The organism is Streptomyces sp. NBC_00513 (genome assembly GCF_041431415.1).
Classification (GTDB): domain Bacteria; phylum Actinomycetota; class Actinomycetes; order Streptomycetales; family Streptomycetaceae; genus Streptomyces.
In genome coordinates, this window is the sequence record NZ_CP107845.1 from 787,111 (window position 1) to 806,563 (window position 19,453).

Here is a 19,453-nt window from a genome sequence, read left to right on the forward strand (position 1 = left end):
CGCGCGGGGTGGTCAGGCCGTCTCGCGGACGGAGCGCGTCAGGATTTCCAGACCCTCTTCCAGTTCGGCGGGGGTCAGCGTGAGCGGCGGCAGGAGCTTGACCACCTCGCTCTCGGGACCGGAGGTCTCGACGAGGAGGCCGTGCTCGTAGGCCTGTCGGCAGACGGCGGTCGCCCGGGTGCTGTCCTCGAACTCCAGGCCCCACACCATGCCCCTGCCCCGGTGGGTCGTTCCCGGACCCCCGTCCTCGGCGCAGATCTCACTCAGCGTCTGCTCGATCCGCGCGCCCTGGAGGAGGGTGCGGTCCCGCAGGCCGCCGTCGCGCCAGAACGTGTCCAGGGCGGCGGTGGCCGTGACGAACGCGGGGTTGTTGCCGCGGAAGGTGCCGTTGTGCTCGCCGGGCTCCCAGATGTCCAGCTCCGGCTTGAACAGGCACAGCGACATGGGCAGCCCGTAACCGCTGATGGACTTGGACAGCGTCACGATGTCCGGGGTGATGCCCGCCTCCTCGAAGGAGAAGAACTCGCCGGTGCGGCCGCAGCCCATCTGGACGTCGTCGGCGATGAGCAGCATGTCGCGGCGCCGGCACAGGTCCGCCAGCTGTCGCAGCCACTCGGGGCGCGCGACGTTCACGCCGCCCTCGCCCTGGATGGTCTCCACGATCACGGCGGCGGGCTGGTTCAGCCCGGACCCCTGGTCCTCCAGCAGCCGTTCGAACCAGATGAAGTCCGGTGTCTGCCCGCCCAGGTAGTTGTCGAAGGGCATGGGCGTGGTGTGGACCAGGGGCACGCCGGCGCCGGCGCGCTTGAAGGCGTTGCCGGTCACGGCGAGCGAGCCGAGGGACATCCCGTGGAAGGCGTTGGTGAAGGAGACGACCGCCTCGCGTCCCTTGGCCTTCCGGGCGAGCTTCAGCGCGGCCTCGACGGCGTTGGTCCCCGTCGGCCCGGGAAACATGACCTTGTACGGGAGGGAGCGCGGGGCCAGGATCGTCGACTGGAAGGTCTCCAAGAAATCCCGTTTCGCGGTGGTCGACATGTCCAGGGCGTGTGTGATGCCGTCCCGCTCGATGTAGTCCAGCAGGGCACGCTTCAGCACGGGATGGTTGTGTCCGTAGTTGAGCGATCCGGCTCCGGCGAAGAAGTCGAGGTATTCGCGCCCCCGCTCGTCGTACAGTCGGCTGCCGCTCGCCTTCTCGAAGACGGTCGGCCAGGCACGGCAGTAGCTGCGGACCTCGGACTCGACGGTCTCGAAAACACTCAGAAGCGGCTCGGTGATGGTCAACGAAATCTCCTTGTGAATGTGCGACGTGCGGCGTGCGGAGGTGCGACGTGGCGCGACGCGGCGACGGATCGGCGGCGCGGCCGGCCACGTGGGGGTGTCGTGGGACGGGGGAAGAACCGGGCCCGAGAAGGGTCAGAAGGCCAGCGGCCCGATGCGGTGCAGGACCTCGGGAGCGTGCGCGTCGGCCTCGGGGAAGTCACCGGGCGCGAAGAGGACATCGCGGGTCAGCGGCGCGCCGTGGCGCGCGGCGTACGCGGCGAACAGTCGCTCCGAGGCGGCGTTGTCGGGCGTGATGGTCGTCTCGACGCAGCGCAGGGGCTGCTTCCTCGCCTCGCGGACGGACAGGCCGTCGAGCAGCGCCCCGGCCACGCCCCGTCCCCGCAGGGACTCGTCGACGGCGACCTGCCACACGAACAGGGTGTCGGGGGCCTCGGGCCGGCGGTATCCGCTGACGAACCCGACGGCCCGTCCGCTCTCGTCACGGGCGACCACCGAGGAGCCGGCGAAGTCACGGCACCACAGGAGGTAGCTGTACGAGGAGTTCAGGTCCAAGGTCTTCGAGTCACGAGCGATACGCCAGAGGGAAGCTCCGTCTTCCACGTCCGGGCTGTCGAGGCGCAACTCCCCGGGAAGTTCCAGGTAGCCGCTTCGGCTGCGGTCCAGGTCTGCATGTGCAGTGGTCATGCCGACGCAAGTTACCCAGCACGGGAGAAAAATGCATGGGTCCACAAGCTTCCGGATGGAGGGTCGGCATGTTATTGGTGCGGGCGCGGAGAGACCCTCGAATGCACCTCTCCGGCGATCTTCATATCGTGCCGAATCACGACATGTCACCCCAGCCTCACCGATTATAACGAGAATGTAACTTCTGAATTTCGCCTGCGCGTCGCGTGCGTGATCGTTACAATCCCGCAAACCTGCGACCGTTTCGGCCCCTGAGGGCTGGGCAAGACGGGCGGCGGAACGAACGTGGGGCACGGCGTGGGGCGGCACCGGCAGCGGTGCTGCGCGCACAGGCCAGAGGTCGGGCACTGACGGGGAAGAGGGCGCCGCCGGGCGCCCCTACCGTGCTGCTCGTCCCGCCGCGGCCCGCGCGGCCCTCCCCACCTCCCCCAGGAGACTCTTCCGTGAGCCCTCACACCCCGAACGCCCGGCCGACGACCCCGACCGTGGTCCTGGTCCACGGCGCGTTCGCCGACGCCGCCGGCTACGCGTCCGTCGTGCCCCTGTTGCTCGCCGACGGCCTGGACGTGGTGGTACCCGCGGTCCCCAACCGCAGCCTGATCGGGGACAGCGCGTACATCGCCTCGGTGGTACGCGCGATAGCCGGCCCCGTCGTCCTGGTGGGGCATTCCTACGGCGGTGCGGTCATCACCGTCGCGGGGGTCGAGGACAACGTGAAGGCCCTCGTCTACCTGGCGGGTTACGCCCTGGAGGAGAACGAGAGCCTGGCCGAGCTGCAGGGCCGGTTCCCCGATTCCGAGCTCGCCTCCGCCCTCGTGTACACCCCCTTCCCCCTCGACGGGTCGGACGGGACCGGAACCGACGTGTCGGTGGACGTCGACCGGTTCCCCCGGATCTTCGCCGACGACATCGACCCGGACCTGGCACGCGTCCTCGCCGTCTCACAGCGCCCGCTGGCCGCCCGGGCCTTCGCCGAGGCGGCTCCCGCGGCGGCCTGGAAGACCAGGCCCTCCTGGGGGCTGGTGGCGGGCGAGGACCGCACCATCAACCCCGACGTGGAACGTCACGGCTACGAGCGGGCCGGCATGACCACGGTCGAGATCCCCTCCTCGCACCTCGTGATGCTCGCCCATCCGCGCGAGGTCGCCTCGCTCATCCGCGAAGCCGTGGACGCCACCACCCGGGCGTGAGCCGGGGCGGTCAGCCGAGCCAGACGACGTCGATGACGTAGAGACGGCCGGCGGACCGGTTCACGAAGTACACGGCGGCCAGCTGCCCGATCGTCGCGGAGCGGACGTCCTCCCCCTCGGGGTCCCGGTTGTCGAAGGCCGGGAACGACCAGGGGTCGCGGGAGGCGATGTCGAGGACGTCACGGACGATCTCCACCGCGTACTCGGGAAGTCCCGCGAGCGCCTTCGCCGCGTGGGGGGACAGTCGTACCGGCCAACCGCTCACCGGCGGGGTCCGAAGAGGTCCTCGAGGGCGGTGCCGTCGGTGTCGTCCCTGTCCGAGGCCTGGAAGGCGTCGACGGCCGGGGCGGCGGTGAGGCGGACCTGCCAGGTGCGGACCACGTCGTGCAGCGGGGCGAGGCTGTAGCTGTGGCGGGCGTACTCCAGGGCCTGGGCCCAGTCCCGTTCGAAGGCGGGCTCCCAGCGCTCCGCGTTGCGGTCGGCTCGGATGCGGCCGAGCAGCTCGGCCGCCGCCGCGGGGGCGGGGGCCGGCGGCAGGGCGGGCGCGTACTCGGGCCGTGCGCTCATGCGTCCTCCAGAGGGTTCCGGCCGACACGCTAGCGAAGGCCTCCGCCCGCCGGTCTCCCTACCGTCGGACGTGGAGCGCCCGAGTACCGTCTGACGTGGGTGAACGCACCAGGGACGCACATGGCGGCCGATTCGGGGTACGTTCGTTGGTACGGGGTGCGGCCTTGGCCATCAGGGTCGCGACGGGGGCCGCACCCCGACACTCGTGAAAGCCGCGCCGGACGCCCCCGAGGCCGTGCCCGGGCGTGCGCGGGAGCACCGTTCCATCGCGGTCCACATGGGGGGCCGGGGCGCCCTGGCACGTGCCGAGCGCAGCCACCCGGCGGCCGGCATGTGGGAGACGGTCGCCGCGGGGCTCGACGACGACCCGGTGGTCGTCTCCCTGACGCCTCGCGGGCCGCCGGCGCACGCCGAAGACGGCCCCCAGGGCCCCGTCGGCCCCTCGCAGGGCCCTCAGACCGGTTGTCGCCGCGTCCCGCCACCGGGGGGCTGGGGTGCGGGTGAGGGATCGGCTCCGCGGAGGTGGAGGTCCCGGATCGTGGCGGCGATCTCGCGCTGGTGGTGGTCCCAGGAGACGAGCCGCTGCCAGAGGGGATCGGGTTCACCCGGTACGGTGGCGCCGCGCGCGGTCCACTCGTGGGCGAGTTCCTCGAACAGGGGCGCCCCTTCGGCGCCGGCACGGCTCGTCTGTCGGGGGACGAGGGTGGCCAGGACGCCGTCGTCCGCGCCGCGGTGCCGAGCCGTGCCGGTGGTCGTGGAGTGCTTCGGAGCCATGTCCACCCAAACGACGCGCCACCCGCACGGACACGACCGCGCCGGGCGCGGCGCGCCTCGGACGGTCAGGACGCGTCGGGATCCGGCCGCTGCCCGTCCCGGGCCAGGACCGCGTTGAACTGGGCGCCGGTGAGCAGCGCCAGGTTGGTGAACCAGAGCCAGATGAGGAAGACCACGATCCCGGCGAGCGAACCGTAGAGCCGGCTGTAGGTGCCGAACTCGGTGTAGAGCGTGAAGAGCGCCGAGGCGGCGAGCCAGAGGATGGCCGCCAGCGCGCCGCCCGGAAGGCCGCGGCGGGTTCCCCGGGCACGTGCCGGGCCGGTGCGGAAGAGGATGAGGATCAGCGAGACGGCGATGACGAGCAGGGTCGGCCAGCGCAGCACGGCCATGGTGTCCACGCCCTCGTATCCGGCGGCGGCCGCGACGCGGCGGGCGAAGGGGCCCGAGGCGACCAGACTGGCCGCGCCGGTCACCAGCAGGCCCAGCAGCAGCGCGGCGGTGAGGACGAGGACGTGGGCGGCGCGCAGGGGCGGTCGCGTGTCGGGGAGTCGGTACATCGCGTGCAGCGCGCGGCGGAAGACCGCGAGGTAACTGGAGGCCGACCACAGGGCGCTGACGATGCCACTGGCCAGCAGCAGCCACATGGAGGACGGGTTCGCGGTCAGGGAGTCGAGGACCTCGCGGAGCGTGGCCGCTGACTGGGGCGGGGCGTAGGAGGTGAGGTCGAGGATCAGGCGCTCGCGGGTGCCCGGGCCGGCCAGCCCCACCAGGGAGACCGAGACCAGCAGTGCCGGCACGAGGGCCAGTACCGCGTAGTAGGTGAGGGCGGCGGCGTAGTCGGCGACGTTGTCGTCCCACACGCGCACCGCGGTGTCGCGCAGGGCGGAGCGGGTGCGCACGGCGAGCGCGACGGCGCTGTTCCCCTGGATCGCGGGGGTGGTGCGGGGCGCGGTGGGGGAAGTGTTCGATGCCACGGGGCGCTCATGCCCGTCGTGGCCGTTCCTACGCGCCCCCGGCCCCGGCTGAGCACCGGGCCCGAACTCGAGATCGACACGTCACGCGATGGGCGGATTCCGTGCCGGCGCTCCGTTCGCGTCGAGCGGGCGCACTAGCCTGCATCCCGTACAAAACCACCGATGCCGGGCAGTCGTGAACGCGACGCGCACCCGGCACCGACAGCTGACCGAGGAACCCCGGTTGACAGGTCGCAGGACGACGGAACAACGCGCCGACCCCACCTGGCCGCGTACCCGCTATTGGTTCGACACCATCGTGGCGCGCGGGACCGCGCTGCTCATCGGCTGGCTCACCCTGCTGTGTCTGGTCATCGTGATCCCGGCCAGCGTCGCGCTGGTCTGGGCCGACCAGGACGCGCCGACGACGTGGTCCGGGCAGCTCGCCGCGGTCTGGGTGAGCGTCGGTCAGACCCTGAAGATCGGGGGCGCCGTCGGCAGCCCCCTGTACGTCGTCATCTCGGTCCTGCTGGCCCTGGTGGCGTTGTTGTTCGTCTCCACCCTCGTCAGCCTCATCACCACCGGCCTCAACGACAAGGTGCTGGCCCTGCGGCGCGGCCGGTCCACCGTCCTGGAGTCGGGGCACACCGTGCTGCTCGGTTGGTCGGACCAGGTCTTCCCGATCGTCTCCGAACTGACCGTCGCCAACTCCAATCAGCGCCGGGCCGTCATCGCCGTCCTGGGGCCGAAGGACAAGGCGGAGATGGAGGACGAGATCGACACCGCTCTCGGCCGCCTCGGTCACACCCGGCTGATCTGTCGCAACGGCGTGACCACCGATCCCGCGGTCGTCTCCCTGGTCAGCCCCGAGACGGCACGCGCCGTCCTCGTCCTGACCCACGAGGGCGAGGACGGAGACGCCCACGTGGTGAAGACGCTGCTGGCGCTGGAGGCGGCGGTTCGCGGGCGGGGCCGACCCTCCGTCGTCGCGGCGGTGCGCGACGGGCGCCACCAACGGGCGGCGGACCTGGCCGCGGGGGCCCACGGCCGGGTGCTGAACATCGAGGACATCACCGCCCGCCTCATCGCCCAGACCTCGTGCCGGCCCGGTCTCTCCCTCGTCTACCAGGAGCTGCTGGACTTCGGCGGCGACGAGATCTACATGATCGAGGAACCCGCCCTGGTCGGGCGCACCTTCGGTGACCTGCTGCTCGCCTACGACACCTCCAGCGTCATCGGCGTTCTGCGCGGAGCGGGCGGCGTCGAACTCAATCCGGCCTCCGACAGGGTGCTCGGGGCGGACGACCGGATCGTGTTGATCACCGAGGACGACGACACCGCGGCCAGGGCGGACCGGCCGCCCACCGTGGACGAGGAGGCGATCGTGGTGCCGCGCGCGCCGATGCCGCCCCCGGAGCGGTTCCTGCTGCTCGGGTGGAACCACCGTGCTCCGCTCGTCGTCGAGCAACTCGACCGGTGTGTCCCCGACGGTTCGGTCCTCGTGGTCGTGGCGGAGGGCGAGGGGCCGCTGGAGGACGCCGGTCGTTGCGCGCGGTCCCCGGGACGCCGCATGCGGGTGACCGTGCACAGCGGCGATGTCACGGACCCGCGGATCCTCGACGAGTCGGACGTGCTCTCGTTCGACAGGGTCATCGTCCTCGGGTACGACGACGTGTCCGCGGCGCCCGGGACCCTGGGCGGTGACGACAGGACCTTGGTGACCCTGCTCCACCTGCGCGCGCTGGAAGAGGCCTCCGGGCGTGAACTGGCCGTCGTGACCGAGATGACCGACGACCGCAACCGGTTGCTCGCTCCCGCCCGGGAGGGAGCCGACTTCATCGTCGGCGGCCGGCTCATCAGCCTGTTGATGACGCAGATCGCGGAGAACCCGGCCCTGGCCGACGTCTTCGACGACCTGTTCACGGTCGGCGGTGACACCCTCCACCTGAGGCCCGCGACGGGCTACGTGCTGCCCGACCGTTCGGTCACCTTCGCGACGGTGGTGGAGTCCGGCCTCAGGCAGGGGCACTGTGTCATCGGGTTCCGGCTCCACGAGGGCGGCGCGCGGGGCCCCTCGTACGGCGTCCGGATCAACCCGGACAAGCGGGAGCGGGTGCGGTTGGGTACGGAGGACTCGGTGATCGTGTTGGCACCGAAGCCGGTGGCCCCGAACACGGACGCCCTGTCGGGGAATCCGTTGCCCGAGAGTCGAAGCCGCGCCCCGTCCGAGGTGGAGGGTGTGGCGTGACCGGAAGCCGGCCCGCCCGCGGGCGGTGGTGGGTTCGCACCGCGGTCGATTTCCCGCTTCCGTGCCGGGCGCCCGCGCGAAGTGCCCGCCCCGCCCGGGGAGTCAGCCCGTCAAGGCGCCCGCGTCATGGTCCTGGGCCACCACGAGGAAGGCGTCCTGGTCCAGGTCCATCACGACGCGCACCGCCTCGCCGCAGGCGCGGCGCCGCGCCGCGGATTCCTCGGCGGGCCAGCTTCCGCGCGGACCACCGGCGGGGAAGAACTCGAGAACCCTCGCACCTGTCACCCTCAACACCTCCGCCATGCGGCTCCGAAAGGCTGTGCTCCACCGCTTGCCCCCGCCGCCCGCCGACATGCGCCGACGGGGCCTTCCGGGCTTTCGGGCCCCGCGCTCTACTGTGTGCTCCATGGCAGCGAAGATCAGCCGGGGCCGTGGGCACGACCGGCGACGGCTCGGATACCTGAGCGCGGCGGCGGTGTTCGCGATCGGCATGGCCGGCACGACGCTTCCCACTCCCCTGTACGGGCTGTACAGGGAGGAACTCGGGTTCTCCGAGCTGATGGTGACGCTCGTCTTCGCCGCCTACGCCATCGGGGTCATCGTCACGCTGCTGGTCGCCGGCAACTATTCCGACGAGGCGGGCCGCCGGCCCGTACTGCTGTACGCGTTGGGGCTGTCGGCGCTGAGCGCGGGCTGCTTCCTGCTGGAGGGCGGTCTGCCCCTGCTGTTCGCGGGCCGCGTGCTGTCCGGGTTCTCGGCCGGGCTGCTCAGCGGCGTGGGTACGGTCACCGTCCTGGAACTGGCGCCCCCCGAGCGCAAGAGGCGCGCCGGACTGGCCGCGACCGCGGCCAACATGGGCGGCCTGGGCTGCGGTCCGCTGCTGGCCGGGATGTTGGCCGAGTACGCGCCGCTGCCGCTGATCCTGCCGTTCCTGGCCCACCTCGTCCTCCTGTGCTTCGCGTGCGCCATCGTGCTGCTGCTGCCCGAGACGGTCGAGCACCCTCGACGCCTACCCCCGCTGAAGCCGCAGGGGCTGTCCGTTCCACCGGACATCCGCGGTGTCTTCGTGCCGTGCGCGCTCGCGGCGTTCGCCGGGTTCGCGCTGCTCGGACTGTTCACCTCGATCGCGCCGAGTTTCGTGTCCGAGACCCTGGGCGTGACCAACCACGCCACGGCCGGCCTGGTGGTCTTCACCGTGTTCCTCGGCTCGACGATCGGTCAGGTCCTGGTGGGGCGCATGCCCGTACGGCGGGCGCTGCCGCTGGGCTGCCTCGTCCTGGTGGTCGGTCTCCTGCTGGTCGGTGCCTCGCTGTGGACCGAGTCGATGCCGCTGCTCGTGGCGGGAGCGGTGTGCGGGGGGCTGGGGCAGGGGATGGCCTTCCGCGCGGGGCTCACGGCCGTGAGCGACGCGGCGCCGCCCGCGCACCGGGGCGGCACGATCTCCTCGTTCTTCGTGGTGGCGTACACGGGCATCTCGCTCCCGGTGGTGGGCGTGGGCGCGTTGACGCTGTGGCTCGGACTGGTGGGTGCCGGGTTGACGTTCACCGTGTGCGCGACGGTGCTGGCCGCCGCGACGGGCCTGTACCTCCTGCGGCATCCGCCGACGGCGCCCTCCCCTTCCGCCTCCTGAACCCCGGCGCGGGGCGGTCACGACGCGGGTCGGATGCCGCGCCGGTCGGTCACCGGGGAGGGGGCGGGGCCGCCGCGAAGCGGCTGGGGCGCCCGAAACGGACCGCCACCCCGGGCGAGTACAGGACGCTGACCGGGTCCCCGGTCGGGGTGGGCAGACCGGCCGCGGCGATCAGGTCCTCCCGGCATTCGAGCAGTTCCGCTCGGTGCAGGGGCCAGCGGGGGTGGGTGTTCGGCAGGTGCAGCGGACCACCGGGGAAGTCGTTGTGCAGACACCAGCGGGCCGTGAGGAAGTCTTCCAACTCCGTGGGCTCGTCGATGGGATCCCCGACGCGGACGGCGATCCGCGAGTGTGCGCCCCGAGGGCCGGGCCATCTGCGCACACCCGTGTACGTGACGACGTCACCGGTGCGGTCGAGGGACATCCGCGACCACTGGTAGGGCAGCCGGAACACGGTCCGGGCGACCGCCACCGACACCAGGCGCGAGGCGTCCAGGGAGCGGAAGACGACCCCGCGTCGGCCCTGGGCGTCCACCGAGTACAGCCGCACGTTCGTCTCGGGGAAGGATCCGAGGTACGGGACGCCCGGCAGCCCCAGCCAGCCGACGCGATCCATCCGGAAGGCGATGAGACCGACGTACGTGACGCCGTCGAGGGTGTCGGGGACGGTCCCGGGCGGCAGCAGTGGAGCCACGTCCGCCGGGTCGACCGGCCAGTGCAGGAAGGCGAGGTCGAGCCAGGACTGGGTCAGCAGGGCACGGGGCGGGGAGAAGGGCGGGTCGCTGCGGATCGGTTCACGGGAGAACGGCACGGGCCCAGTGTCCCAGCCCGTCGCCGGGCCGGGAGCGGTCAGTGTTCGGGGTCCGGCGGGCGGAACGACGACAGCATGGCGATGAAGGACGCGGACCCGGTGATCACCCCGGGGCGTCCACTGCCGGCCGGGGCGGGCTCCACACCCACGGCCTCGATGCCGCCTTCGTGGATCCACAGCACCTTCGGGGTGAGCCGCTGTTCGGGCGGAGCCTTCTCCCAGTTGTCGAGGGTGACGGTGGAGTAGCCGACGAGCTGGGAGTGCAGGTCGGGTCCGTCCACGGCCTGGAAGTACAGGAATCCCTCGTGCGGCACCATCGCGAGGATGCCCAGGGGGGCGGGACGGCCCAGGAGGTCGGCGGCCCGCAGCAGGTGGGTACAGGTGAAGCCGGTCTCGCAGGTCACGGAGACCATGGGGTTGGCCGATCCGCTGTCATCCCGTACGACGGGTTCGGCGGCGAGGTTCCGTTCGGCGAGCGCCCACACCTCGTCCCCGTCGACGTTCCACGTGCGGAACTGCGACGCCGGCACGGGGGACGAGCGGTCGCCGTCCACGCGAACCACCAGGACCACGGCCAGGTCCTCGGTCAGGGGTCTGGCCAGGGCGAAGTCCTCGGCGACGGTGCGCAGGGGCACGACCCGCGGCAGCAGCAGCGGGCCGACCTCCTCGTAGCCCGCCTGGTGCAGGGCCCTGCGGCGGTCGCCGAGCTCCAGCAGCCCGTTGAGGTGCCCAACGGCGGCTTCGCGCCACTGCGCCCGGGGCAGCGGCCGGACCAGGAGGGCCAGCTCCGCCAGGTCCAGCGGGATCCCGCTGCCGATTCCGAGCTGCAGGTGCTGCTCGGCACCGAACCGCATCGGCTGGTCCGAGCCCTCGCCGTCGAGGAAGAGGTTGTTCAGGAGGGCCAGGAATTCCTGCCATTCGGCGGGCCCCAAGGGACACCACGGCGGGACGGGCAGCCCCGTGTCGGCGGGGACCGCGGCCTTCTTCGCTCTGCGGAACAAGGGCATGCGCGACAGGTTAAGGCCGTGCGAATCCCGTTGTGAGCGCGTAAACAAGGCTGATGGACGGCGAGTTCAGGCCGGCGAGGGCCGGGCGGGCGCGGCGGCGGGCGGGCACCGGGAATGGCCGAAGGAATGAGGCCGGACGCCGCTCGGGGTTCCTAGCCTGGGACGGTGCCCCTGGTCCCCCGGGGCACCGTCCCGTCACCAGTGAAGAGCGGTTTCATGAGAATCAGCAGTTTGTCGGCCACCCGCCGCACGGCCGGGTTCGCCCTCACGGCGACGGCGCTCACCCTCGCCTCGCTGTGCTGTCCCGCGGTGGCCTCCGCGACCACACGGCCCTCGACACCCGAGGCCCGGACGGCGCCCGCCGCGGCGACGGTGCCGCTCTCCATCGCCCGTGCGGCGGACGGCGGCGCACGGGACGTCGCGATCACGATCGACGACGGACCCGACCCCGTCTGGACGCCGAAGGTCCTGGACGTGCTGAAGGGGTACGGGGTCAAGGCCACGTTCTGCATGATCGGAACGAACGCCGGGAAGTACCCCGATCTCGTCAGGCGGGTGGTGGCGGACGGACACCGGTTGTGCGACCACTCCGTCAGCCATGACATGACGATGGACAAGAAGCCCGTCGCCTACCAGGAGCGGCAGATCCTCGACGCCAAGAACACGATCGAGAAGGCGGCCCCGGGAGCGACCGTCGACTACTACCGCGCACCGGGCGGCGCCTTCACCCCGGACAGCCGGCGGATCGCGGCGCGGCACGGGATGCGGCCCCTGGGGTGGAGCGTGGACCCCGAGGACTGGAGCCGCCCCGGCACATCCGCGATCGTGGCCGCGGTGGAGAGCGGGCTGCCCGCGGACCCGACCGTGCTGTTCCACGACGGGGGCGGCGACCGGGGAGAGACGGTGGAGGCCCTGCGCACGCTCCTGCCGTGGTTCGTGGAGCACGGGTACGCGTTCACCTTCCCGGTCCGCACCGCCGGCTGAGACTCCGGTGCGGGGTCACTCGCCCAGCCCGGCTACCAGGCGGTAACGTCGGCCTCCGAGGATTGGAGTTCCATGACCCGCCTGCTCAGCGTTTCCGACAGCGTCATCGTCGAGGCCAGCCCGTCAACGGTGTACCGGCACGTGTGCGACCCCTCGCTCATGGGCCGCTGGAGCCCCGAGAACCTGGGTGCGACCCTCACCCGCGAGCCGGGTCCCGTTCCGGTCGGGACGGTCTTCGACGGGCACAACAAGCGTGGCGCCTTCCGCTGGACCACGCGCTGCACCGTGACGGCGGCGGACCAGGACGAGCTGTTCCGCTTCCGGGTCCACTCCATCGGACTGAAGCGGCCGCGCCTGCGCGGGCCCATCGCCACCTGGGAGTACCGGTTCGAGGCGGTCCCCGAGGGGACGAGGGTGACGGAGACGTGGACCGACGACCGCCGCTCGTGGCCGGATCTCGTCGCGAACACCTTCGACAAGATCGCGACGGGCGGGCACACCTTCGCCGATTTCCAGCGTCGGAACATCCGCGTCACCCTGCGCAACCTCAAGGCCGCCCTGGAATCCGACGCCCGCACGCCGTGAGGGAGGACGGAGCGGCGGCCTCGACGCACCTCGCGCCCGAGACCGCACCCGACACCCCCGGGGAGTCCGCGTTTGGAGCGGAATAATCCGGCCACACTAGTTGCTATATACATCGATCGAGGCGATGCGCCGCCCCTCCGCAGGCGGGGCGCGCCCGCCTGACGATCGCCGCAGATCCTCACGTCCGGCGACGGCAACGCCCGGCCTGGCCTTTCCCCTCAGGAGTCACCGCATGTCGAACCACCTCCCGGAGCAGCCCGCAGACACCGTCGAGCGCCTCCGCGCCGGCTTCGCCTCCGGTCGCACGAAGTCGCTCTCCTGGCGTACGACGCAGCTCCGGGCGGTACGCGCCCTGCTGAAGGAACGCGGGGACGAGCTGGCCGGCGCGCTCCACGCGGACCTCGGGAAGGGGCGCGAGGAGGCCTACCGCACCGAGATCGATTTCGTCGTGCGGGAGATCGACCACACGCTGGACCATCTCGCGCAGTGGCTCCGCCCCCAGCCGGTGGCGGTGCCCGAGCGGCTGAACCCGGCCACCGCCCACACCGTGCTGGACCCGCTGGGCATGGTCCTGGTCATCGCCCCGTGGAACTACCCGTTGCAACTGCTGCTGGCCCCGGTCATCGGCGCGCTCGCGGCGGGCAACTGCGTCGTCGCCAAGCCCAGCGAGCTGGCCCCGGCCACGTCGAGGGCCGTGGCCGAGCTGCTGCCGCTGTACGTGGACACCGGCGCGGTCGCCGTGGTGGAAGGCGGCGTCCCCGAGACGACGGAGCTGTTGGCCCAGCGCTTCGACCACATCTTCTACACCGGCAACGGGACGGTCGGCCGGATCGTGATGCGTGCCGCGGCCGAGCACCTCACACCGGTGACACTCGAACTCGGTGGCAAGTCACCCGCGTTCGTCGATCGTGGCACGGACCTGGCCGTCGTGGCCGCCCGGCTGGCGTCGACCAAGTTCATGAACGCGGGGCAGACGTGCGTCGCCCCCGACTACGTGCTCACCGACCCCGAGACGGCCCGGGAGTTGGAGAAGGCCCTCGCCGACGCCGTGCACTCGCTGTACGGGGACGACCCGGCCGCCTCCCCCGCGTACGGCCGGATCGTCAACGACCGTCACTTCGACCGCCTCACGGGCCTGCTGGCCTCGGGCCGTACGGTGGTCGGCGGTGACCACGACCGGGCGGCCCGCTACATCGCCCCCACGGTCCTGGCAGACGTGTCCCCGGACTCCCCCGTGATGGGCGAGGAGATCTTCGGTCCGATCCTGCCGGTGGTCGAGGTGGCCGGGCTGGACGAGGCCATCGCGTTCATCGGTGGCAGGGACAAGCCGTTGGCCCTGTACGCCTTCACCGAGTCGGAGACCACGCGGGAACGCCTCACCCACGAGACCTCCTCGGGTGGTCTCGCCTTCGGCCTCCCCGTGGCCCATCTGACCGTCTCCGACCTCCCGTTCGGCGGGGTCGGCGAGAGCGGCATGGGCAACTACCACGGTCACTGGTCGCTGGCCACGTTCAGCCACCTCAAGGCGGTCCTGGACAAGCCGCTGAGCTGACCCCACCGACGGTGCGGGGAGGGAACCGGCCACGGCGCCGGCTCCCTCCCCGCACGCGTGCCACGACACCTCACTCCCCCCACCACACCGCCCGCCCGGGTGAGGTCGTGACGCCCCGGCTCCCCCCGCGGCGCCCCGTGTACCTTTGGCCTCCATGGACACGACTACGGAAGAGCCGAGGAACGACGTCAAGCCCCCTGCGGAGAAGCCGGGTTGGGACCTGGCGGTGCCGCTCGGCGGCGGCTTCCTCGCGTCGGTGCGGCTCGGGGGCACGGACGGCTGGTGGACGGCTCTGTGGCTGCCCCTGCTCGCCCTCGCGCTGCTCGCCTTGTCCCTTGAGTGGACGCTGCTGGTCAAGGCCCGCTTCCGGATGCGCGCCGGGCAGTGGTTCTCCCTGGTGGGTGCGAACGTCAGCGTGCTCCTCGGGCTGGCCGTGCTGCTGGGGCCGGCCCGCTCCTGACCGGCGGTTGCCCACGACCTGACACGAGGCGCCCCCGGAGGCGCCATCAGGGGCGTTCACCGCGACACCCGCACACGGGGCCGCCCGCTCACGGGCTTCGGGATCCATCATGGCGTTGCCGAACCGCCATCGATGGATCGTCCGCCGTCCCGCCCACGCACCCGCGGCGGCCGGCCCGAGCTCAATGGAGAGCCGAATGAACCGTGTGTGGATGCGCGCCCTCTCGCTGGTCGTTCTCGCGGGTCTCGCCGCCGGTGCGACGGGGTGTTCCGACGGAAGCACCCCGTCGGACGTCGCCTCGAAGGCGGCGTCCGCCGTGCAGTCGGTCGGGGCGGGCCTGGACTCCGCGGCCGCCGAGGCCAAGAAGAAGCTCGACAGTGTGAAGGACGGGGTCAACGCGAAGAACGACGTGACCCTCGGCACCGTCGCCCAGGACGGCGACGGGCGCACCACCGTGCCCGTGACGGTGTCCAACACGGCCGAGGACAAGAAGTCCTTCGCCGTCCAGGTCAACTTCCGCGACAGCGGGGGCAACCTGCTCGACACCGTCGTGGTGACCCTCGCGGACGTGGCGGCCGGCGCGACCGGCAAGGGCACGGCCCGTAGCACCCGGAACCTCTCCGGCGAGGTGAAGGCCGAGACCGGGACCGCCCTGCGCTACTGAGACGCGCGCGTCGGTTCCGGCCCGGCCCGGCGGACGGCTCAGGCGGGGCCGTCGGCGGCGGCGGTCGGCCCCGGGTCGGCCGCGGACTGCGGGCCGGCCTCCGGCCCCGGCTGCGCCCCGGTCCGCGTACCGTCCTCGGCCGGGGGCTCGTCGCCCTCGTCCCCCGCGTAGGCGCGCAGGTGACCGATCACCGTGTTGGCGACGGCGACCAGCGGTACGGCGACGACGGCGCCGCCGATCCCCGCGACCAGTCCGCCGGTCGCGACGGCCAGGACCACGGCCAGGGGATGGACCCGAACGGCCCGTCCCAGGATGAAGGGCTGGAGGATGTGCCCTTCGATCTGCTGGACCGCGAGCACCACCAGCAGGGCCATGAGCGCGGTGAACACGCCCTGGGTGACGAGTGCGACGACCACCGCGAGGGCCCCGGACACCACCGCGCCGACCAGTGGCACGAACGACGCCAGGAAGATCACCACTCCGATGGGCACGGCGAGCGGGACGCCCAGGAGGTAGATGCCGATGCCGATGAAGAGCGCGTCGATCAGGGCGACGATCATCGTCCCGCGCACGTACGCGGTGAGCGTGCGCCAGGCCCGCGGTCCGGCGCCGGCCACGCCCGGCCGGGCCACGGCCGGGACCAGCTTGAGCGTCCACTGCCAGATGCGCTTGCCGTCGTACAGCAGGAAGAGCGTGGAGAACATCGCCAGCAGCATGCCGGTGAGGATCTCCACGAGCACGGTCACGCCCTGGAGGCCCTTGGAGGTGATCTCGCTGGTGCTGGTGCCGATCGCGTCGCTCAGGTTGTTCGCGACGTCGTTGATCTGCTGCTCGGTCACATGGAACGGGCTGTCGAGGAGCCACTGTTTCAGTTCCTCGATGCCCTCCTGGAGGCGCCCCGACAGGGTGTCGAGATTGTCGAGCACCTGCCAGACCACGAACCAGCCGACCAGGCCCAGCACGAGGAACCCGCAGATCGCGGTCACGGCGGTGGCCAGCCCCTGGGACAGACCGCTGCGGTGCAGGCGGGCGACCGTCGGCTGGAGCAGCGCGGTGACGAGGAGGGCCACGACGAAGGCGAGGACGACGAGTCGGACGGAGCCGATGACCCGCATCAGCACCCACAGCGTGGCCGCGAGCACCAGGAACCGCCAGCCCGCCTCGGCCGCCACCCGAACGCTCCAGGGCACCGCCGCGGCCGGGTCGGGCGTACGGGGGCGGGCCCGTCGGGCCTCTGCCGCCCGCTCCTCCTCCGCGCTCTCCCCGTACTCCGCGTCGCGGCGCGCCTGGGCCTGCGCGCGGCGCTCGCCGAACGCGGTCGCGCCTTCTTTCACGCGGTCGAGCCATCTGTGGATTCCGGGCATTCGGAACCTCCCTCCGTGTCGTTGCCCTTCTGCCCTCGATCCGCTCCGCCAGCCGGGTGCGGCCCGGTCGGTTCGGAAGTCGGTTCAGGAGTCGGTGTTCACACGGCGCGGGGCCCGGCGTCGTGTGTCCGACGCCGGGCCCCGGGTGGTTCGGTCGCGCGGTCCACGACGGTTTCCTCCGCTGTCCGGTGAGGGGCGACTCGCCCCGGGAGGTCCAGCGTGGTTCATCCGGCCCGCTCCGGCATCCGCTCGTGTCGCGGCGACCGGCGGACGCGCGGCGGTCAGGGCCCCGGTGCGGGGGCCTGACCCGGTGCGCGCCTCAGGTGTTGAGGAGGCGGTTGAAGAAAGAGCGGTAGCGCTGCAGTGCGAGGCGCAGGTCCTCGGTGGCCACCTGTTCGCCGCGGTCCCACTGGCCCTCCAGGTCCTGCTTGTGCGCGGAGAACGTCCGGGCGAGTTCCTGCATCACCTCGGCCACCAGGGTGTCGGCGGATCGCACCGCCTCCTGCGGGTCGTCCACGAAGCGCCCCTGGATCTCGCTCCACTGCTTGCGCAGGCCGTCCGCGTCGGCTCCCCCGAGCAGCGGCTCGTCCGATTCGCCGGCGCCGACCTCGTCGGTGCGCACCTCGGTTCGCGCCGGCTCGTCCCGCAGGACGTCCCGGCCGAACGCCGTCGGGTCGTCCGCCGAGACCTCACGCGGGTCGTCCCGTACGCCGTCCAGGGGGTCGGCCGGCAGGCCGTCCCGGCCGAACCCGCGCGGGTCCTCGCGCGGGTCGTCGCGTATGACGTCGCCCTCGGTCCCGGCTGTGGTGTCGGCGCCACCGGGATACACCGAGGAGCCGCGCTCGGCACCCGGGTGGGCGAGGTTCTCCGTGGTCAGGCGGCCCTCGACGGGTCGGCCGGTCGTGTCTTCGTCCTCGCGCATGTCATCGGCTCCCTTGGTTCGTGTTCGTCAGCAGGTCGTCGAACAGGGCGCGGTAGTGCACCATCGCCCCGCGGAGTTCCTCGGTCGTCGTCTCGCCCTCGCCACTGCGCACGTTGACCTCGTGGGCCGCCCGGTAGTGCTCGAGGGCGCGTCCGTGTTCGACGGACAGGTCACGCAGTTGTCCGTCGAACCCGTCCGCCGGGTAGCCGCGCTCCCGCATCAGCCGGGACACGAGCTCGTCGGCCCGGGCGACCGACCCTTCCGGGCGGTCCACGAAGGCTTCCTGTACGCCCCGCCACTCCTCGGCGTACTCCGTCCGGCGTTCGGCCGGCAGGTCCTTGATCTCGAACGTGTCGTGGCGCTGCTGCCGCGCCCGCAGCTCGCGGTCGGCCGCCATTCGGCTGCCGGCGGCCTCGGCCGTCCGGTCGTATTCGGGGCCGAACTGCCGCTGGAGGTTCCTGCGGCGCGTGAACAACCACAGCCCCGCGGCGAGGGCGACGAGCACCAGCGCGGCGGGAATGATGATCGCGATGAGTGTGCTTGTGTTCATGCTGGCCTCCAGGCCGCGGCCTCGTCTCTTCGGTTGCTGAGGCGGCTGCCCGCAACCCCCGGGCACAAACCCGCCGGGGTGGAGTCGAGATGAGTGGGTGTCGGTGGGTGGGGTGGCAGGGGCCACCGGTGCGCGCGCCGTCCTCGGGAGTGGCGTGTCCACGCCTCGGCGGGTCGCGTGACGCGCTTTCAGTTCATGTGCGGGTGCGGCGGACCGGCGGGGTGGAAACAGGCGGTGATCGCCTTGCCGCCGTGGCAGGCGTGCACGTCCCAGGTGTCGGCGAGCGTCGCCACGATGCCCAGGCCGCGCCCGGAGGTCGCTCCGTCGCCGGCCTCGCGCGGCTCGGGCAGGCGGGGGTCGTCGTCGGCCACGCTGACGTGCAGGCAGCTGCCGTCCCAGGTCAGCACCAGATGTGCGGCGCCATCGGTGTGCAGGTGCGCGTTGGTGACCAACTCGGACACGGTGAGCAGGACGGAGTGCACGGTGTCCGGTGCTTCCCGTGCCCACGGAAGGGTGTCGAGGTGTTCGTCCGTCCAGCGGCGTGCCGCACGGACTCCTTGGGCGATGGGGAACGAGCGTGCCCATCCGACCGCTTTCATGACCACTGGCTCCACCTCCCGCCTGTTTCGGACCGCACGGGCTGTGTGCCCGTCACTCGTGTGGCCGGCTCTCGTATGGCCGGCTCTCGTGTGGCTGTCACCCGCGTACCCGTCGCCGTGTCGGGCATGCACCGGGCCGGCCGGCGCCGGGCATCTCATTCGACGGCGAACACCTCGGCGAGGAAGCCGTCCACGTCCTGGTTCTCCTCACCCGCGGCCACCATGGCGTAGGTCTGTTCCAGGAACCGCGACACCGCGCCGGCGTCCGCGAGCAGCACCGCTCGCCCCTGACCCGACGAGGGGTCGCCCCGCAGCTCGAAGCGGACGGCGGCATCCGCGCCGTCGCGCTGCGGTCGCAGGGTGACGTCTCCCTCCCCCACGGGCCGGCGCAGCCCGTCGGCCAGCATCTGGCGGTCCAGGTACCACTGAGCCAGGAAGGTCTCGCCGTACACGAACCGTGCCCGGACCGCGTGCGGGTCGCTGCCTTCGTAAGTCATCCGGGCCTCGACGACGAGCGGGAGTCCCGCTTCCTCTTCCAGACGCATCGAAATCGTGTCCGACACACAGGTCTTCACATGGGCCTCCGGAACGCGGGCGGTGGATTCATCCGCCTGCCCTCGGAACGCCC

22 protein-coding genes are annotated in these 19,453 nt (G+C 71.9%); 8 read left to right on the top strand and 14 right to left on the bottom strand.

The annotated features are described in order from the left end of the window. Positions 1-12 precede the first annotated feature (12 nt). Positions 13-1,281 (bottom strand): diaminobutyrate--2-oxoglutarate transaminase, encoded by a 1,269-nt coding sequence (ectB, locus tag OHA84_RS03960; RefSeq protein WP_266973339.1) that lies wholly within the window; start codon positions 1,279-1,281, stop codon positions 13-15. 132 nt (positions 1,282-1,413) lie between these two features. Further along, on the bottom strand, positions 1,414-1,965 hold the full coding sequence (gene ectA, locus OHA84_RS03965; protein ID WP_266973337.1) for a diaminobutyrate acetyltransferase: 552 nt from the start codon (positions 1,963-1,965) through the stop codon (positions 1,414-1,416). A 443-nt stretch (positions 1,966-2,408) separates the two neighbouring features. Here ectA and OHA84_RS03970 point away from each other — a divergent pair, with 443 nt between their 5' ends. After that, positions 2,409-3,155 (top strand): alpha/beta fold hydrolase, encoded by a 747-nt coding sequence (locus tag OHA84_RS03970; protein WP_053678032.1) that lies wholly within the window; start codon positions 2,409-2,411, stop codon positions 3,153-3,155. 10 nt (positions 3,156-3,165) lie between these two features. Here the strand turns inward: OHA84_RS03970 and OHA84_RS03975 are convergent, their stop codons facing one another. The 4 genes from OHA84_RS03975 to OHA84_RS03990 form a co-directional block, all read right to left on the bottom strand. Then, on the bottom strand, positions 3,166-3,420 hold the full coding sequence (locus OHA84_RS03975) for a hypothetical protein (protein ID WP_053678034.1): 255 nt from the start codon (positions 3,418-3,420) through the stop codon (positions 3,166-3,168). After that, the gene (locus tag OHA84_RS03980; protein WP_053678036.1) at positions 3,417-3,722 is read right to left on the bottom strand and encodes a DUF6247 family protein; all 306 of its coding nucleotides are present in this window, start codon (positions 3,720-3,722) and stop codon (positions 3,417-3,419) included. The genes OHA84_RS03975 and OHA84_RS03980 overlap by 4 nt, the downstream gene beginning before the upstream one ends. Positions 3,723-4,175: 453 nt before the next feature. Then, a complete protein-coding gene (locus OHA84_RS03985) occupies positions 4,176-4,496 on the bottom strand; it encodes a hypothetical protein (protein ID WP_266973330.1) in 321 nt (106 codons plus the stop codon). 65 nt (positions 4,497-4,561) lie between these two features. Beyond that, positions 4,562-5,470, bottom strand: a complete 909-nt coding sequence (locus tag OHA84_RS03990) for a YihY/virulence factor BrkB family protein (RefSeq protein ID WP_078998837.1) — start codon at positions 5,468-5,470, stop codon at positions 4,562-4,564. Between the two features lie 223 nt (positions 5,471-5,693). On the opposite strand from OHA84_RS03990, the gene OHA84_RS03995 reads away from it, so the two are divergent. Further along, positions 5,694-7,697, top strand: coding sequence for an NAD-binding lipoprotein (locus OHA84_RS03995; RefSeq protein ID WP_234350017.1), 2,004 nt, complete (start codon positions 5,694-5,696; stop codon positions 7,695-7,697). Positions 7,698-7,799: 102 nt separating this feature from the next. Here OHA84_RS03995 and OHA84_RS04000 read toward each other — a convergent pair whose 3' ends face one another. After that, positions 7,800-7,982: a hypothetical protein gene (locus tag OHA84_RS04000; RefSeq protein ID WP_371591313.1), complete on the bottom strand. Its 183-nt coding sequence runs from the start codon at positions 7,980-7,982 to the stop codon at positions 7,800-7,802. Positions 7,983-8,103: 121 nt separating this feature from the next. On the opposite strand from OHA84_RS04000, the gene OHA84_RS04005 reads away from it, so the two are divergent. Beyond that, the gene (locus OHA84_RS04005; RefSeq protein WP_053678041.1) at positions 8,104-9,327 is read left to right on the top strand and encodes an MFS transporter; all 1,224 of its coding nucleotides are present in this window, start codon (positions 8,104-8,106) and stop codon (positions 9,325-9,327) included. Between the two features lie 49 nt (positions 9,328-9,376). Here OHA84_RS04005 and OHA84_RS04010 read toward each other — a convergent pair whose 3' ends face one another. Beyond that, the gene (locus OHA84_RS04010) at positions 9,377-10,138 is read right to left on the bottom strand and encodes a YqjF family protein (RefSeq protein ID WP_266973325.1); all 762 of its coding nucleotides are present in this window, start codon (positions 10,136-10,138) and stop codon (positions 9,377-9,379) included. A 38-nt stretch (positions 10,139-10,176) separates the two neighbouring features. Continuing rightward, entirely contained in the window at positions 10,177-11,145 is a 969-nt protein-coding gene (locus OHA84_RS04015) for a hypothetical protein (protein WP_266973323.1), read from the bottom strand. Positions 11,146-11,361: 216 nt separating this feature from the next. Here OHA84_RS04015 and OHA84_RS04020 point away from each other — a divergent pair, with 216 nt between their 5' ends. The 5 genes from OHA84_RS04020 (at position 11,362) to OHA84_RS04040 (ending at position 15,390) form a co-directional block, all read left to right on the top strand. Beyond that, entirely contained in the window at positions 11,362-12,129 is a 768-nt protein-coding gene (locus OHA84_RS04020; RefSeq protein ID WP_266973321.1) for a polysaccharide deacetylase family protein, read from the top strand. 72 nt (positions 12,130-12,201) lie between these two features. After that, positions 12,202-12,714 carry an SRPBCC family protein gene (locus OHA84_RS04025; protein WP_053678048.1) on the top strand — a complete coding sequence of 171 codons (513 nt, stop codon included), beginning with the start codon at positions 12,202-12,204 and terminating at the stop codon, positions 12,712-12,714. A gap of 232 nt (positions 12,715-12,946) precedes the next feature. Then, a complete protein-coding gene (locus OHA84_RS04030) occupies positions 12,947-14,266 on the top strand; it encodes an aldehyde dehydrogenase family protein (RefSeq protein ID WP_266973318.1) in 1,320 nt (439 codons plus the stop codon). Positions 14,267-14,420: 154 nt separating this feature from the next. Then, on the top strand, positions 14,421-14,726 hold the full coding sequence (locus OHA84_RS04035; RefSeq protein WP_266973316.1) for a hypothetical protein: 306 nt from the start codon (positions 14,421-14,423) through the stop codon (positions 14,724-14,726). Between the two features lie 196 nt (positions 14,727-14,922). Then, positions 14,923-15,390, top strand: coding sequence for a hypothetical protein (locus OHA84_RS04040; RefSeq protein WP_266973314.1), 468 nt, complete (start codon positions 14,923-14,925; stop codon positions 15,388-15,390). A 38-nt stretch (positions 15,391-15,428) separates the two neighbouring features. On the opposite strand, the gene OHA84_RS04045 is transcribed toward OHA84_RS04040, so the two are convergent. The 5 genes from OHA84_RS04045 to OHA84_RS04065 form a co-directional block, all read right to left on the bottom strand. Continuing rightward, complete coding sequence (locus OHA84_RS04045; protein ID WP_078998841.1) at positions 15,429-16,754, bottom strand: AI-2E family transporter; 1,326 nt, start codon at positions 16,752-16,754, stop codon at positions 15,429-15,431. 319 nt (positions 16,755-17,073) lie between these two features. Then, positions 17,074-17,676, bottom strand: a complete 603-nt coding sequence (locus OHA84_RS04050) for a hypothetical protein (protein ID WP_266973311.1) — start codon at positions 17,674-17,676, stop codon at positions 17,074-17,076. Between the two features lies 1 nt (position 17,677). Next, positions 17,678-18,226, bottom strand: a complete 549-nt coding sequence (locus tag OHA84_RS04055) for a hypothetical protein (protein ID WP_266973309.1) — start codon at positions 18,224-18,226, stop codon at positions 17,678-17,680. A gap of 188 nt (positions 18,227-18,414) precedes the next feature. Beyond that, complete coding sequence (locus OHA84_RS04060) at positions 18,415-18,825, bottom strand: ATP-binding protein (protein ID WP_053678137.1); 411 nt, start codon at positions 18,823-18,825, stop codon at positions 18,415-18,417. A gap of 155 nt (positions 18,826-18,980) precedes the next feature. Beyond that, on the bottom strand, positions 18,981-19,388 hold the full coding sequence (locus OHA84_RS04065; RefSeq protein ID WP_371591314.1) for an SsgA family sporulation/cell division regulator: 408 nt from the start codon (positions 19,386-19,388) through the stop codon (positions 18,981-18,983). Positions 19,389-19,453: the final 65 nt, after the last annotated feature.